Origin of the sequence: Blastopirellula marina (assembly GCF_002967765.1) — a bacterium.
Lineage (GTDB): Bacteria > Planctomycetota > Planctomycetia > Pirellulales > Pirellulaceae > Bremerella > Bremerella marina_A.
Genome location: NZ_PUHY01000013.1, coordinates 54,374 through 68,352, shown reverse-complemented (window position 1 = coordinate 68,352; position 13,979 = coordinate 54,374). Strand labels below are relative to the sequence as shown.

Here is a 13,979-nt window from a genome sequence, read left to right as displayed (position 1 = left end):
GAACTGTCCCGCTATGAATCACTTCTCGCACATGCTCGGTCCGGAGGGTTGTGGAACTCGAAGCCACTTCAGTCGACGAACGCTCTTAGGGGCAGGTGCCGGTCTAGCCTGGTTAACGCCGCTGTCGCAAGTGCTTGCTGCTGCGTCACAGCAAGAGAAAAGGCGGCCAAAGTCGGTGATTGTTCTGTGGATGCAAGGAGGCCCCAGCCAACTCGAAACTTGGGATCCGCATCCAGGGAAGAAGATTGGCGGTGATGCAAAAGCGATCGACACTTCGGTAAAAGGTTTGAAGATTGCCAACTCAATGCCTCTTTCCGCCGAGGTAATGGATCAAGTCTCACTCCTGCGCTGCGTGACGAGCAAAGAAGGGGACCACGAACGAGCGACTTACAACATGCAGACAGGCTACCGCCCCGATCCAACACTGATTCATCCCGTGATCGGAGCGGTGCTTTGCCACGAGCTTTCCGCGAAAGGTGTTGAGATTCCACGTCACGTTTCCATTTTTCCCGAGGCTTTCTCGGCCCGCGGCGGGTTCCTAGGGAACAAGTACGATGCCTTCAAAATGTACGATCCATCCGGGCCGCTCCCAGATCTTCCCAAGCGAGTCTCGGAGGTTCGCTTCGATGCGCGGATGAGCGATCTGAATGTCTTAGAGAGTTCCTTTGCCAAAGGACGCCGGAGCGATTTGGAAACGAACAAGACACTTCATCAAGAAATGGTCAATCGCGCGACCACCATGATGACATCTGATCAGATCGCTGCCTTCAACATCAACGATGTTTCGAGATCCGAGAAGGAGTCCTTCGGCGATTCGCCCTTTGGACGCGGTTGCCTATGTGCAACACAACTGATCGAAACTGGCGTCCGTTGCGTTCAGGTCACGCTAGGCGGGTGGGACACGCATGCGAACAATCACGAATTGCAATCGGCCCGAGCCGCAACGCTCGACGCTGGACTTGCCGCGACCATCAAACGATTGAAAGAACGCGATCAATTCGACGATACGATTGTCCTTTGTGGGGGCGAGTTCGGCCGGACGCCCAACATCAATCCTGCTGCTGGCCGCGATCATTGGCCACATGGGTTCAGCGTAGTGCTGGCCGGCGGTGGAATTCGACGAGGAACCGTTTTCGGCGAGACCGATCCCGAAGGAACGAAGATTACCCCAGAGACGAAAGGGGCCGTGCGAGTCGAAGATATCCATGCCACCATTCACACGGCGCTAGGGATCAACTTCCATAATTACTACCAAACGCCTATCGGGCGTCCTATGGCGATCTGCGAAGGAAAGCCTATCGCAGAGGTGTTAGCTGACGTCTAAGTTCGCTCGCTGGCTCTCAAACTGAAGGATTGCCTCGGTTGTCATTCTTGTTCCTTCGTAGTCGATGAATCTCAGCTCCGGTTGTCGCTTGAGCTCTTGGATCGCTCGATCGTTGACGAACGTTTCAGCCAAGCCGATCCCTTGAAGTTTGTGTAGCGTCGGTAAGCGCTTCAAGTCCTCGTTTGTGACACGACAGCCAGCCAGGTTCAGTTGTTCGATATTGGGAAGGCCTTCGAGGAGTTCCAATAGTTCTGGTCGAAATTGGCGAGGATTCATTTCCACAGCATAGATGGGGCCAGCCTTGTCGCGCTTCAACATCCGGACGCCTGCTCGATTGAGAAGGAAGCAGTTACGCCGGCGATCATGTTCGATTCCTGCGACTTCACCAATGGACGCGTTGTGGAATTCTTGCCGTGAAATTTGTTCGACCTGATGATTCGATCGTTTTACGAAGTATAAATCGGAGAGCATCGAACGTTGGTCGTCGATATGTAGCTTCGCACCGGGGGGCGCGGACTGCTCGAAGTAGATCCGCAATAAACGTCGTTCGTTGGGAAATGGCACGTTAAGAGCTCCCCAGCCCTGCACGTTTTCTGTTCCATCTGTCGTGGTAATCAGCCCTTCGGGTAAGTGATTGGAGTAAAGCACACTCGCGACGCCATGGTCGACCCAACCCACATAGAAGCCGGCTGGATAGATCAATAGCAAACTTGCGAACGCCCACTCCGAATTGAATTGTGGGCGAACGCTCGGCGCGTTCCACATTACCCAGCAGCCGACAATTCCGGTTGTTACGTTCCAGGGGATCACGCTCATGTTGTGATCGTAGAACCAAGGTGACAAGAAGATCGCGATACCGAAATGCATCGAGCAAGCGGGAATAGCCGCCCAGCGTGGTCGAAAGATCGCCAGCAAACCAATCGTCGTTTCACCGAGACCGATGCCCCAGGCAAATGACTGAAAGTAGCTGGCTTGATCGGAGGCAATTCCTCCCACCAAATCCCATGCAGCGTGTGTGAACCAGTCAGGAGAAAGCAACTTGTGCAACCCTGCCCATAGCCACAGCGACGCCAGAAACCAACGCACCAACACGATTCCGTTCTCCTCGATCAACGCAAACATGAGCACCGCCAAGGCAATAAACTGCGGCTGAGTGCGATACTGATCGAAGACGAAAGAAATCAAAAGCGTCGTGATATGCAACACCAATCCCCAACGCGGCACCGCCAGCATCAAGGCCAATGTAGCCAGTAACCATCCACCAAATGGGATTTGAGATAGTTCAATAGCCGGCATGTGTGCTGGGAACTGACGCACCTGCCAAAGTGGCCAAGTGAGGACGATGGTCGCGGCTTGAGCGAGCACGACGACAGCTAACAAGGTGTAGCGCAGCGGCGGAAGGGTGCATTGTCTGCTCGACGCAGACGCATTGGTCTTCTCAAGAAATGACTTAGCAAGGTTGGCCATCAGCGGAACTTGTGTGGGGTTAAGTTTGCCGCGCAGTTCAACGGTACCACACTGACAGAAAACGCAGTGCAATTTGCGAGAAACCGTTCGATGGTAGGTAATACATCGTCCAATCAGCGCGGAAAACCGCCTTCTTCTAGGGGGATGATCTTTCAAAAAACTTTACGAAGACTTGAAAGTGGGGTTTTGCTTGACTCACAATGGGGGCCACTGATGACTGTGAGTTGACACCCTAAGATTGAGGCAACCATGCTGGCACAACTGCGCACCTTTTCGATGGCCGGCATCGATGCGATCCCCGTCGACGTAGAAGTTGATGTTTCGCCTACCGCACTTCCTAAGACCGTTTTGGTCGGTCTACCGGAAGCTGCTGTAAAAGAAAGTATTCATCGCATCGAACGCGCGATGGTGAACTCCGGCTTTTTCTGTCCACGAGATCGCGTGGTCATCAACTTGGCCCCGGCCGAGCTTCCTAAGAACGCTGCGTCGTTCGATTTGCCGATTACGCTAGGAATACTTGCCGGTAGCGGGCAACTGCAAAGTGAGCTGCTCAGTCAGTATGCGATTGTGGGTGAGCTAGCCCTGGAAGGAATCACACGCCCAATTCGTGGTGTGCTTTCCATGGCGATGTCTGCCGAGAAACAAGGACTCGCCGGCATCATCGTCCCTGCCGAGAATGCCCGAGAAGCGGCCGTGGTCGAAGGGATCGAAGTGATCCCGGTCGCCAGCTTGACCGAAGCCGTTGGCTTTTTGGCCGGGCAACTCGATATCGAGCCTGTCCCACCCCAGATTCAAACGTTGCTTGAAGAGCACTCGATCTACGATGTCGATTTCGCAGACGTACGTGGCCAGGAACTGGCCAAACGAGCCACCACGATCGCCGCAGCGGGAATGCATAATCTTCTGTTCGTAGGTCCGCCTGGGTCAGGAAAGACCATGCTCGCCAAGCGAGTAAGGACGATTCTTCCAGGCCTGACACCGAGCGAATCGGTGGAGACGACGCGCATTTACAGTGCGACTGGTCGGCTCGCGACCGATCAGCCGTTGTTGGCGACGCGTCCCTTTCGTTCGCCGCACCATACGATTTCAGAGGCGGGGCTTGTGGGTGGCGGGAGCAATCCGGCACCCGGAGAGATTTCGCTGAGTCACAACGGCGTTCTTTTCTTGGACGAACTGCCAGAGTTTAATCGACGCACGCTGGAGCTGATGCGACAGCCGCTTGAGGATCGCACGGTGACTATCTCACGCGCCTTGCGAAGCGTAACATTTCCGGCTGATTTTATGCTGGTCGCGGCGATGAATCCTTGTCCGTGCGGATTTCGGAATGACCCGCGTCGCGACTGTCGTTGCACGACGCCCCAGGTCGAGAAGTACGTCGGTAAAATCTCAGGACCACTGCTCGATCGGATTGATATCCAGATCGAAGTCCCCGCGGTCCCTTATCAAGAGTTGGCCAGCACGACCGACGGAACGAGCAGCGAAAAGTTAAGAGCAACCGTGATCGAGGCCCGCAAGATTCAAACCCGCCGCTTTGTTAGCAGCAACACTCGCTATAACGCCCAGATGAGTAGCCGCGAAGTCCGCAAGTTTTGTCATGTGGAAGAGGACGCCGCGACACTAATGAAGCAAAGCATCGCCAATTTCGGCCTCTCGGCCCGGGCATACGACAAGATCTTGCGACTGGCCCGAACGATCGCTGACCTGGAAGCAGCTACGATGATCTCGGCTGATCATGTGTGCGAGGCGATTAACTACCGGATGCTAGACAGGAGTTTGGTCGGATAGGCGAGAACGTGTGAGCGGAATGTACATTTTACTGGACCATTAATCCCGCCAATAAGGCTCACGCTGGGCTGCGGTCTGCCCGGCTTTTTTCGCTCCTTTGAACGCTGGTACGTTTTTGAGTGCTTTCTTTACGGCGCGCAGTGCGGAGGCTTGGTCCCAATGGCAAGCATCGATTGCGAGAAAACATCGAGAGGCTTTGGCGACTGAACTGACAACGGCGACGTCTCCCAGTTTCTTTACACTATGTCCCACAGAAATCTGTGCGTAGTACTCTTGCCATGTCGCGGACCAGGTCGTGCAATTTTTTCCTTTTGTGTAGTCGGCGTCGGAAAACTCTTCGACTCCGCAATCTCGCAATGCTTCCATAATCGTGGGTAATTCTAGCGGCGTCGTGTTCAGTTCAATGAACGTACGGTAGTACAACTCGTCATAATTCTTAAGAGATCGAAGGAAGTTCGGAAGCGAGTTGGCGACACGAATCAGACGCGATGGATCTTCCGGATCCAGTGGACCGATATCGTGTGGGTTATCCCAAAAGAAAATTTTGTTGAAGTGTTCTCCCCAACGAAACGTTAAGAGTGTTGGACTATCAAAGTCGTCACCATCGATCTCAACGTCGCCAATGGGTAAGCATCCACGAGGAAGAGAATCCCAATGGACGACCACGGAGTTGCAGAGAGCTTGTCGACCATAAAAACTTCGGACTCGCGCCGCACGCTTCCGTCCTTCGTAATGGATGGGGAACGCGTCTAGTTGGGGAATGCCACCATCCCGTTTCTGTAAGAACTCGAAGTAATCTAATTCCCAACCAAAACCGAGATACGGCTGTTGATCGTCGTTCTCTGTTTTGCGGCGTCTCAAGAACTTAGTGGATGGCCACTTGGGACGTTTTCTCTCTGCCATAGAATACCATCAAGCTGAGAAGGAGATGTAAACTAGCCGTCTAACGGCTTGTCGCAATAGCCTTATTTGGCTTTAAGTTCTCGCAGTTCAATCTTGCGAATCTCCGCCGCACTTTGCCAGGCTGCGAATCCCAAAGGATGTGATAGATCGACTTCGTTTCGAGTTGAGATCTTTTTGCCTTCGATGTTGGCATCGACGAGTTGCTTGCCATCGATCCAGGCTTCTATTTTCTTCGGGGTTACGCGGAGTTTGAACTGGTACCACTGATCATCTTTGAAAGCGAGATACTTGGTGGTTTCGTTTGAGGAGGCGTCCTCTCCATCGATGTTGCTCAGGCCGACGACCGCACCTCCCCAGCCACCGGGAATGAAGCTGCAGTAACTATCACCGACCGGAAACGTAGCGGCGGCGAAGAAGTCGATCCCCATGGTGCGTTTGGCTTCCCAAGTCAGTTCATAGTTTGTTTTTGGCAGGTCGTCCTTCTTGTAGGTGATGCCGGTCAGCATCACCCCTTGTCCCATCGAGATCACGCCATCCTTGACAACGACCTCACCGTCGCCGCCGAACTGCGGGACCTCGAAGTGCTCGAGCGACTTGCCGTTGAACAGCGACTTTGCCTTGGCTTGTTCCTTCGCTTCATCCGCCAGCGAGGGAAGGAGCAGAAAACCGACCAGAAACAAACCGGTTAAGGAGACGCAATTTCGCATGGCTGTGGATCACTCTCGGATTTTGATGGTGGCGAACTCTTCTACTTAAGAGCCTACCAAGCCGAAAGCGCCAAATCCATTAGCCGTGCCAGGTGCGGAACCAGTCGACGTACTCCTGTATGCCATCCTCGATCAGGACTTTTGGGGAGTAGCCAAGCAGTTTCTCGGCTTTGTTAAGTTTTGCGTAAGTGACCGGCAGGTCCTCTGGGCGTTCTGGGAGATAGTTGATAACGGCCTTCTTGTCGAACGATTTCTCGAGTAGTTCAATCAGCCGACGCATTTCGATCGGATCGCTATGACCGATGTTAATCTCTTGGCCGACGACACCCTCAGCTGTTAACGCGGAAATGAAGCCTTGGCAGATATCACTAACATGCGTGAAGTCACGACGGATGCTTCCGTCGCCGAACAGAGGTATCGGTGTTCCTTCGTGAACGGCCTTCGCAAAGATGGTGAGCGCTAGGTCGGGACGTAGCCGTGGTCCATAAACACTGAATGGACGAAGGCAGGCTGTGGGAACCCCGTGCAATTGATGGTACGTCAAACAAAGCAATTCCGCGGCTCGTTTCGTTGCACCGTACGGGCTGGCGGGAATACCCAGTGGAGCATCCTCATCGAAGGGGATGCCGGCTCCCTTGCCGTACACAGTGGATGACGAAGCTAACAAGAAGCGTTTGACCGGATGATGCCGGGCCGCTTCCAAGAGGCTTAGCGTTCCGCCGACATTAGCATGCTGGTATTTGTGAGGCTCTTGAACGCTGATTCGAACGCCTGCGTAAGCTCCGAGGTGAACGACTTGATCAATCGCGTGCTCGTCGAACAGACGCTTCATCGCTTCGCCATCGCAGAAGTCTCCTTCGATCAAGGTCACACGAGATTCGTTTGCGACAGGCTTGACGTTCTCCCGCTTGAGGGCCGGATCGTAGTAGTCGTTGAAGTTGTCGAGGCTGACTAACTGCTCGGTCGATTGCTCAAGCAGGATTTGCGTCAGGTGACTGCCAATGAATCCGGCGCCGCCGGTGATCAGGATGGCCATAGGAAAACACTTGCCTTCGCGTCGTAAATCGCGGTTTTACGGGGTCGGAATAATCGTTACAAACGATACTAGCATCCCGATTTTGCTGCAAGATACACCTCGCTTGTGAGGATTCTCGACATGGATTAGTCTGGAAGCAATATTTCACGAGCCCGGCCTGGAATCACTCGGAACATTTGGCCGTCAATCTGCCGTACGACCATTTTCGGAACCGAATATGCTCCCACGAATCTCGCCAAAACTTTCCCTGGGCCTGCTCATTGGGCTATCTCTGCTTGCGTTTTTGGGGACGCATTGGCCGATTCCGCATCGGATCATGTCGCAAAGCAACCAGTTGATTCCTCACTTCGATAAGTTCGTACATATCACCATTTACGGCGTACTGGCGATGTCGGCCTTGCTAGTATTTGGCAGTTTGAAGTTTCGCTGGTCCCTTTCCTTAGTGGCTGCGGTTTGGTTAGCGCTGATCGCTTGGGGAGCCTTCGACGAGTTAACGCAAACCTTGGTCGCGGGGCGATCGTGTGATCCTGCCGATCTCTTGGCAGATGCTTTCGGAGCGACTCTCGGAATTGGTGTACTTACCTGGGCTCGTCGTCTGAGCGTTGAGCACTGGCTGCTACCGAGCGAGCCATCTTAAACACGCAGGAATCGCAGGGATGGCAATTCCGGACTTACGCACGGTTGCCGATTCGCTTCGTCAGCGGATTCCTGACCTACCGGCCGATCTGGCCCGACTCGTACGCAGTATTCCGTCTGGTCAGGTGGTTACCTATGGCGATCTCGCCAAAGAACTGGGGGACACTGTTGCTAGCCGCTGGGTAGCAACCTATCTCTTGCAGCCAGAGGGACCGCTGGCCGATTTTTCCCATCGTGTGGTTCGCTCGACCGGTGAAGTCGGGCTCTTCCATAATGGAAACGTCACGGAAAAGGCTCAGCTTCTCCTTGGTGAAGGAACGTTGGTCCAAAATGGCCGAGTTGATCTCAATCGTTTTCGCTGGCAATTGCCAGCTGGAATAAAGCCGTTAGTTTCGCTTAAATCGTGGCAGAAAGACTTTCCTTTGCCCGACGAAAAGAGATTTCAGCTCGATCGACTGCAATCAATTGGCGGACTTGATGTTTCTTACAAGGAAGATACTGCCGTCGCTGTATGCAGTTGCTTCGGATCGGATGGTAAGCAACTAAAGCAGCATTTTGTTCAGACGATGCCTGTCAATTTTCCGTATATTTCAGGCTACCTCGCGTTTCGAGAGCTTCCGGTCTATCTCGAATTGCTCGTCCAAATGCAGGCCAATGACCAATTGCCTGATGTCTTACTTGTCGATGGCAACGGGAAACTTCATCCACGGCGAATGGGAATTGCTACGATGCTGGGGGCCCTTGTCGGCATACCCACGATCGGAATTGCAAAGAACCAGCTTTGCGGCACCATCCTTTGCGAGCACCTTAACGTAGGACAGTGGGAGCCGATCGTAGCGAGCAAGAACGACGCAGATAACGTGCTGGGATATACAATTCTTCCTCATGCCAAGACCAAGAATCCGCTTTACGTTTCGGTAGGGTTTGGTGTGCTTGAGGAGGCGATGCAAAGTATTGTCGATCGCTGCTTCGCCGGGCATCGCAGTCCTGAGCCGATCTACCATGCTGACCGCGAAAGCCGGCGAATTGCTAGCACGCTTTGATTCGTCTGGACTTGCAAGCGGCCACTGGGGTATGGTTCCCGACGACCGATGTTCCTTTCTCCTTGAACCTCAATCGTCGAGCTGATCGAACCGTGAAAATTTCCTTTCTCGCCACCGCCATCCTGGCTACTTCGGTATCGTTAACCTCGTTGTGTCACGCGACTGATTTTCAAGTAACCACACGTGTGTTCGATGGAAACAATCCGAATCCCGCGATTACTTTGGAAACAGTTTTTCAGGGAGAGAAAGTTTACGACGTCGTCACGACGGCACCTCGCCAAGTCACGGTGATCGACTATCAAGCGGGATTGGTCACGCTGCTCGATCCGCAGCGACAAGTGAAAGTGACCATGCGGACGCAGGATGTCTTGCAGTATTCAGCCTTCTTCAAGACCAAGGGGGATTTCCCGGACGATCCGGTGTGGAATTTCTTACGAGACCCGAAATTCAACACTGACTACGATGCCAAGATGAAGGTGCTGACCATGCAAGGGGGCCCGATCACCTACACGGCCGAATTGGATGTAATTGATCAGCAAACGTTGGCCGATGTGTATGCGCGTTTCTGTGATTGGTCGGCTCAACTAAACTTCGTGACCGGGATCGGTGGTTTGCCGCAAGCGCGAATCGATCTCAACAACGAAATGCGATCGAAGGGGGCCGTCCCACGCGAAATCCGTAAGACGGTTCGCAATGCTAATCCGGCGAAGAACGTTTCTGCTCGCACGACCCATGAGTTTCAATGGAAGCCTGACCCGAAAGCCAGCCAACTGGTGAAATCAATCGAGAACGACCTAAAGAAGTCGAAGTCGGTTTCCTTCGAGGAGTTCGTTACGCCGGCGTTTGCCCAGAAATAAACGATTGTCTGCCGCAATATAGCTTGCTGGATTTGAGCATTTTCCTCAGGTAGGATGGAACACACCTCGTTGTTCCACTCTTTTAGCATCCCACCTGTAATCAAGGATATGCCTCGCATGATCCGGACGTTAACCCTTTTGCTTGTAACGGCTTTCGCATCCACGTGCGTCGCTCAGACGTACGAAATCGTCGAGGATGACGATGGCCTAACGGTTCATTTCGACGGGAAGCTGCTCACCCGTTATTTGACCAAGAGCGGGACCAAGCCAATTCTGTACCCACTGCTGGGGCCAGACGGGCTTCCGTTAACTCGACGCTATCCAATCGAATCGCTGGGCGACCACGAGAAGAACGATCATATTCACCATCGCTCGGTTTGGTTCACGCACGGCAAAGTCAACGGAACCGACTTCTGGCTGGAGAGCGAGAAAGAGGGTGGCAAGATCATCCACGAGAAATTTGAGAAGGTCACCGACGGTGAAACTGCTCAGATCGTGGCGGTCAATCGCTGGGAAGATCCTGAAGGGAACGTTGTCTGTCGTGATCGTCGCTCGCTGACATTCGGTCAGGACGAAGGTCGCCAATACATCGACTACGATGTCACCGTCATGGCAGGGGATGAACCAGTTACCTTCGGCGACACCAAAGAAGGGACTTTCGGAATGCGTCTTGCGGGAACGATGAAGGTCGATGCCAAGATGGGGGGAACGATCGTCAACGACAAGGGCGTTAAAAACAAGGACGCGTGGGGCAAAGCCTCGGCCTGGGTCGACTACTACGGCCCCGTGAAGGATAAGACGGTCGGCGTTGCCATCTTGAATCACCCATCGAGCTACGGTTACCCAACCTACTGGCACGTTCGTACGTACGGTCTCTTCGCCGCGAATCCGTTCGGTGTGCATGATTTCGTGGGCAAGGACAAGCCGGCTGGCGATCACACGATCGAGCCAGGCAAGGAGATGAACCTACGCTATCGCGTTCTCATTCATGAAGGCACCACAGAAGATGCGGACATCCCAGCAGCTTTCGCTCGCTACGAAAAAGTGAAAAAGTAGGGATGCAAGCACGAGAAAACTCGTGATTTTCTTAGACTTTAAGCAAAGCTCGGCCGGGTTTTCCCCGTCGAGCTTTTTGTTTGCGCACTGAGTAGATTTTTCCTATGTTTCCTAGCCTATCTATGTCAAACTTTGCCGCCTTGGCTGCCGATACCTAATCTTGCAAACACTTAACCCAGTTTATCTAAACGACCCATCATCGGTGGCGATCGACGATGAGTCGGAGTTATACGGAGCATCCCCAACCCATGACCGCTGAATCCCCGTGTTTCACGCAGTTGGAACACCTTCGGCAGTACATTTACCAGATTCTATGTGACAAAGAGCAGCTTGAGCCGGGCGTATTCCCCATGACCGAGCGTGTAATCGTGCGAGCACAAGATCCGTGCGGGATCTACTTCTGCTTGCATGGACCTCGCAGCGTCAAATGCACGGCCATCTGGGAGACCGACACGAACACGATTTTGTTTTATGGAGCTAGTGGCGAACGGTTCCTGCGAACGCAACTGTCGAGTGCCTCAGCGCTGCAAGTGGCCGCATAACCAACGCGGCAACCTCGGTCGATGGAACGGCCGAGTCGGTTGAATAGACTCTGGATCATTCTCATACCTGAATACCGCATAAACATGGAGGTTTATTGATATGCTAGTGCTTTCCCGCAAGGAAGGTGAGAAACTTCGGCTTGGCGACGAGATCTTGATAACCGTGGTCAAGGTCGGAGCCGATAAGGTTCGCTTGGGTATTCAGGCGCCCTCGAACCTGCTCATTCTTCGGGACGAACTCGACACGCACGATCAAATCGAGGCGGAAGAAGAGGAACGCATAACACTGGTCTTCACGGCAGAGGTGGACCAGTTGGCCGCGAAAACGCTGAGAATTGCGGCCTGATCACGCTGAGGGGCAAGCGTGACAAACGATCTCGTAGGATGGCTACGTCTTCCCAGGCGAACGCCATCTTCCCTGGAAGGACGTCAGGCGAACCATATGATGGCAGGTTCGCCCGAGGCGTCGGTAGCCATCCTACGGTGTGCGGTCGATTCGACCGGATCGATCGAATCGTATATAGCGCATAAAAAATGAGGGGTAGTATGCCACCCCTCACTCACGTTGTATCATCGAGATTCGTCACTTCGAGAAAATCACTCGCGAGGACGAATCGCACCAGTCAGACCGGTGTAGTCGCAACGATCTTCGTCGTGCCACAGCGGAAGCCCTTGTTCGACGCGGCGGCGAAGCACTTCGATTTTCGCTTCGGAACCAGCAGGGGCATCGGTGGGAACAAACTCGTCGCCAGCATCCGGAACGAAATCCTCGTCGTGTCCGAATTTCAGAATGGCATCGAAAACGTTCTTAATCTTCTGCATCTTTTCCAACTACCTACTTTCAACAGCATATGCACGGGGCGTGATTCTGGTACGGCCGACATGGCCGACATGTTCATTTCGCGATACGGCAAGCAGACCGGTTACCGATATCTGCCAACCTTTGTGGGGTATCGAGAGCAAGATCCATTCGCTCGTTAGACAGCACAGGACCACAAGTGACACATAACGTCAGGTTGGTACTTGTTGTCTACCGTATGAACTATAGGCTCCAGACCAAACAGTTCTCGGCTTGCTATGCTGACGGCCTCCAACTCGACCATTAAAAATGTATGATTTCTTGGGTCGGTCGAGTTGTCCTAAGATCCAGGCCGCTGATCTTCCCTGGTGATCCTTACCAGTTCTGATCAAGCACACGATTATTTATCGATCTCTTAACGTGTCAATACAATTTTCTGCGTGTTACCGCAAGGCAGATAGGATGGCTAAGCCTAAACCAGTTAAGGCTTTCCGCCTAATGAGGGATCTGCAGCAGAGCAATAATTGTCCACCAACCAAACCCCTGGGCGGCAAGCAACCTTAGCCTCACCTTAATGGAGATTTAATTGCTACTAAGGGTTCACTTTGCCGATCGCTAAGTTCTCAACGATTGGCCAATTTATGGCAATCAGCAAGCAAGCCCCCTTGCGGAAAAATTTTTGTTACACCCTGTTTTTTGAAGATATTCTCCTCAATTAGGAGCTTGAATGAACTGGATCCAGAAGGAAATAAGTGTCCGCGCGCGGCGCCGCGGGTTTCATTTAATCACTCGCGAGGTGCTCTCAGAGTTGCCCGAATTAGGGGAGTTCCATGTTGGTCTATTGCACGTTTTTATTCAGCACACGTCCGCCAGTCTCAGTATCAACGAGAATGCCGATCCCGATGTACAGACCGATTTGGAGATGGCATTCTCGAAAATAGCTCCGGAAAGCTTTCCGTACGTCCACACGATGGAAGGGCCAGACGATATGCCGGCGCATATTAAAGCGGCGATGCTCGGCAGCAGCGTGACGATTCCGATTACCGATGGCCAGCTGAATCTCGGGACATGGCAAGGAATCTATCTTTGCGAACACCGTGATCGTGCTAGCAATCGTCGGTTAGTTCTCACCATTCAAGGCGCGCGGAATTAACCTCGGACTACTTGGCGTTTACCGTCGTAGCAGATTGCTTTTTGGCGCCGTGCTACCCAGTCCCAATCGAGTCGATGCGGCGGATTGAGGAAGTGATCATAGGCCGCCGCCATCTGGCGAGCGGCTTCATCATACGCTACGCCCCCAAAGCCAGCACCGAACGCAGGAAAGGCGACCGTCTCGATCTTACGCTGGTTACTTACGTTGTGCTGATAGACGGCCAGCAGAGCTGCCCAGGTTGCCATGTAGACCTTGTCGGTGCCGTCGATCCCGCCAGGCACCCGCATGGTTGGAGCATGGCAGAGATAGGGGATGGCCGTGTGATGGGTTTCGATCAGAAACGCCGAACCGACCGGCTGTTCGCCGAGATAGTCGTTCATAATGCGGAGTTGAACTCGCTGCATGAGTTCTTCTCCGAAGTAACCGATTACCGCCGCGTCGATGCCAGCGGTCATGATTCCAAATGAGTTAGCCGCGGTGACAAAGCAGTCGTGGGGCTCAAGTTCTTCCATGCGAGCTTGGATGACTCGCACCTCAGGCAAACTCGCAAAACGGCTGCGAAATGCCTGGCACATCTTCTCATTCGGGTGAATGAGCCAAAGTTTGATGAAGTTCATTTTAATAGTGTACTCAATACACTATCATTGGCAAGTTGGTTTTCTAAATAAAAA

At 53.1% G+C, this 13,979-nt stretch carries 15 protein-coding genes; 9 read left to right on the top strand and 6 right to left on the bottom strand.

What is annotated here, in order from left to right; translation table 11 throughout:
* The first annotated feature begins 13 nt into the window (after positions 1-13).
* On the top strand, positions 14-1,324 hold the full coding sequence (locus C5Y83_RS22315) for a DUF1501 domain-containing protein (protein WP_233207323.1): 1,311 nt from the start codon (positions 14-16) through the stop codon (positions 1,322-1,324).
* On the opposite strand, the gene C5Y83_RS22310 is transcribed toward C5Y83_RS22315, so the two are convergent.
* Positions 1,310-2,791 (bottom strand): hypothetical protein, encoded by a 1,482-nt coding sequence (locus C5Y83_RS22310; protein ID WP_105332016.1) that lies wholly within the window; start codon positions 2,789-2,791, stop codon positions 1,310-1,312. The two genes, C5Y83_RS22315 and C5Y83_RS22310, sit on opposite strands and share 15 nt — an antisense overlap.
* Positions 2,792-3,040: 249 nt before the next feature.
* On the opposite strand from C5Y83_RS22310, the gene C5Y83_RS22305 reads away from it, so the two are divergent.
* Positions 3,041-4,576, top strand: coding sequence for a YifB family Mg chelatase-like AAA ATPase (locus tag C5Y83_RS22305; RefSeq protein WP_105332015.1), 1,536 nt, complete (start codon positions 3,041-3,043; stop codon positions 4,574-4,576).
* A 39-nt stretch (positions 4,577-4,615) separates the two neighbouring features.
* Here the strand turns inward: C5Y83_RS22305 and C5Y83_RS22300 are convergent, their stop codons facing one another.
* From C5Y83_RS22300 to C5Y83_RS22290, 3 genes are all read right to left on the bottom strand, one after another.
* Positions 4,616-5,479, bottom strand: coding sequence for an SMI1/KNR4 family protein (locus C5Y83_RS22300; RefSeq protein WP_146117877.1), 864 nt, complete (start codon positions 5,477-5,479; stop codon positions 4,616-4,618).
* A 62-nt stretch (positions 5,480-5,541) separates the two neighbouring features.
* Complete coding sequence (locus tag C5Y83_RS22295) at positions 5,542-6,186, bottom strand: DUF1080 domain-containing protein (RefSeq protein ID WP_105332013.1); 645 nt, start codon at positions 6,184-6,186, stop codon at positions 5,542-5,544.
* 79 nt (positions 6,187-6,265) lie between these two features.
* Complete coding sequence (locus C5Y83_RS22290; RefSeq protein ID WP_105332012.1) at positions 6,266-7,222, bottom strand: NAD-dependent epimerase/dehydratase family protein; 957 nt, start codon at positions 7,220-7,222, stop codon at positions 6,266-6,268.
* A 217-nt stretch (positions 7,223-7,439) separates the two neighbouring features.
* On the opposite strand from C5Y83_RS22290, the gene C5Y83_RS22285 reads away from it, so the two are divergent.
* The 6 genes from C5Y83_RS22285 (at position 7,440) to C5Y83_RS22260 (ending at position 11,702) form a co-directional block, all read left to right on the top strand.
* Complete coding sequence (locus tag C5Y83_RS22285; protein WP_105332011.1) at positions 7,440-7,859, top strand: VanZ family protein; 420 nt, start codon at positions 7,440-7,442, stop codon at positions 7,857-7,859.
* A 19-nt stretch (positions 7,860-7,878) separates the two neighbouring features.
* On the top strand, positions 7,879-8,901 hold the full coding sequence (locus tag C5Y83_RS22280) for an endonuclease V (protein WP_105332010.1): 1,023 nt from the start codon (positions 7,879-7,881) through the stop codon (positions 8,899-8,901).
* Between the two features lie 92 nt (positions 8,902-8,993).
* Positions 8,994-9,758, top strand: coding sequence for a hypothetical protein (locus tag C5Y83_RS22275; protein WP_146117876.1), 765 nt, complete (start codon positions 8,994-8,996; stop codon positions 9,756-9,758).
* A 117-nt stretch (positions 9,759-9,875) separates the two neighbouring features.
* Entirely contained in the window at positions 9,876-10,814 is a 939-nt protein-coding gene (locus tag C5Y83_RS22270) for a PmoA family protein (protein WP_158262463.1), read from the top strand.
* A 248-nt stretch (positions 10,815-11,062) separates the two neighbouring features.
* Positions 11,063-11,356 (top strand): hypothetical protein, encoded by a 294-nt coding sequence (locus tag C5Y83_RS22265; RefSeq protein WP_105332007.1) that lies wholly within the window; start codon positions 11,063-11,065, stop codon positions 11,354-11,356.
* A 100-nt stretch (positions 11,357-11,456) separates the two neighbouring features.
* Entirely contained in the window at positions 11,457-11,702 is a 246-nt protein-coding gene (locus C5Y83_RS22260) for a carbon storage regulator (RefSeq protein WP_105332006.1), read from the top strand.
* A gap of 251 nt (positions 11,703-11,953) precedes the next feature.
* Here the strand turns inward: C5Y83_RS22260 and C5Y83_RS22255 are convergent, their stop codons facing one another.
* Positions 11,954-12,178, bottom strand: a complete 225-nt coding sequence (locus tag C5Y83_RS22255; RefSeq protein WP_105332005.1) for a hypothetical protein — start codon at positions 12,176-12,178, stop codon at positions 11,954-11,956.
* Positions 12,179-12,882: 704 nt separating this feature from the next.
* On the opposite strand from C5Y83_RS22255, the gene C5Y83_RS22250 reads away from it, so the two are divergent.
* Positions 12,883-13,308, top strand: coding sequence for a secondary thiamine-phosphate synthase enzyme YjbQ (locus C5Y83_RS22250; RefSeq protein ID WP_105332004.1), 426 nt, complete (start codon positions 12,883-12,885; stop codon positions 13,306-13,308).
* Here C5Y83_RS22250 and C5Y83_RS22245 read toward each other — a convergent pair.
* Entirely contained in the window at positions 13,305-13,925 is a 621-nt protein-coding gene (locus C5Y83_RS22245) for a macro domain-containing protein (RefSeq protein WP_105332003.1), read from the bottom strand. The two genes, C5Y83_RS22250 and C5Y83_RS22245, sit on opposite strands and share 4 nt — an antisense overlap.
* Positions 13,926-13,979: the final 54 nt, after the last annotated feature.

Bases quoted from the DNA above. Each gene is read 5' to 3' on its own strand.
- C5Y83_RS22260 (WP_105332006.1), top strand. From the start codon at position 11,457: ATGCTAGTGCTTTCCCGCAAGGAAGGTGAGAAACTTCGGCTTGGCGAC.
- C5Y83_RS22315 (WP_233207323.1), top strand. From the start codon at position 14: ATGAATCACTTCTCGCACATGCTCGGTCCGGAGGGTTGTGGAACTCGA.
- C5Y83_RS22270 (WP_158262463.1), top strand. From the start codon at position 9,876: ATGATCCGGACGTTAACCCTTTTGCTTGTAACGGCTTTCGCATCCACG.
- C5Y83_RS22305 (WP_105332015.1), top strand. From the start codon at position 3,041: ATGCTGGCACAACTGCGCACCTTTTCGATGGCCGGCATCGATGCGATC.
- C5Y83_RS22265 (WP_105332007.1), top strand. From the start codon at position 11,063: ATGACCGCTGAATCCCCGTGTTTCACGCAGTTGGAACACCTTCGGCAG.
- C5Y83_RS22300 (WP_146117877.1), bottom strand. From the start codon at position 5,479: ATGGCAGAGAGAAAACGTCCCAAGTGGCCATCCACTAAGTTCTTGAGA.
- C5Y83_RS22245 (WP_105332003.1), bottom strand. From the start codon at position 13,925: ATGAACTTCATCAAACTTTGGCTCATTCACCCGAATGAGAAGATGTGC.
- C5Y83_RS22295 (WP_105332013.1), bottom strand. From the start codon at position 6,186: ATGCGAAATTGCGTCTCCTTAACCGGTTTGTTTCTGGTCGGTTTTCTG.
- C5Y83_RS22250 (WP_105332004.1), top strand. From the start codon at position 12,883: ATGAACTGGATCCAGAAGGAAATAAGTGTCCGCGCGCGGCGCCGCGGG.
- C5Y83_RS22280 (WP_105332010.1), top strand. From the start codon at position 7,879: ATGGCAATTCCGGACTTACGCACGGTTGCCGATTCGCTTCGTCAGCGG.
- C5Y83_RS22255 (WP_105332005.1), bottom strand. From the start codon at position 12,178: ATGCAGAAGATTAAGAACGTTTTCGATGCCATTCTGAAATTCGGACAC.
- C5Y83_RS22310 (WP_105332016.1), bottom strand. From the start codon at position 2,791: ATGGCCAACCTTGCTAAGTCATTTCTTGAGAAGACCAATGCGTCTGCG.
- C5Y83_RS22285 (WP_105332011.1), top strand. From the start codon at position 7,440: ATGCTCCCACGAATCTCGCCAAAACTTTCCCTGGGCCTGCTCATTGGG.
- C5Y83_RS22290 (WP_105332012.1), bottom strand. From the start codon at position 7,222: ATGGCCATCCTGATCACCGGCGGCGCCGGATTCATTGGCAGTCACCTG.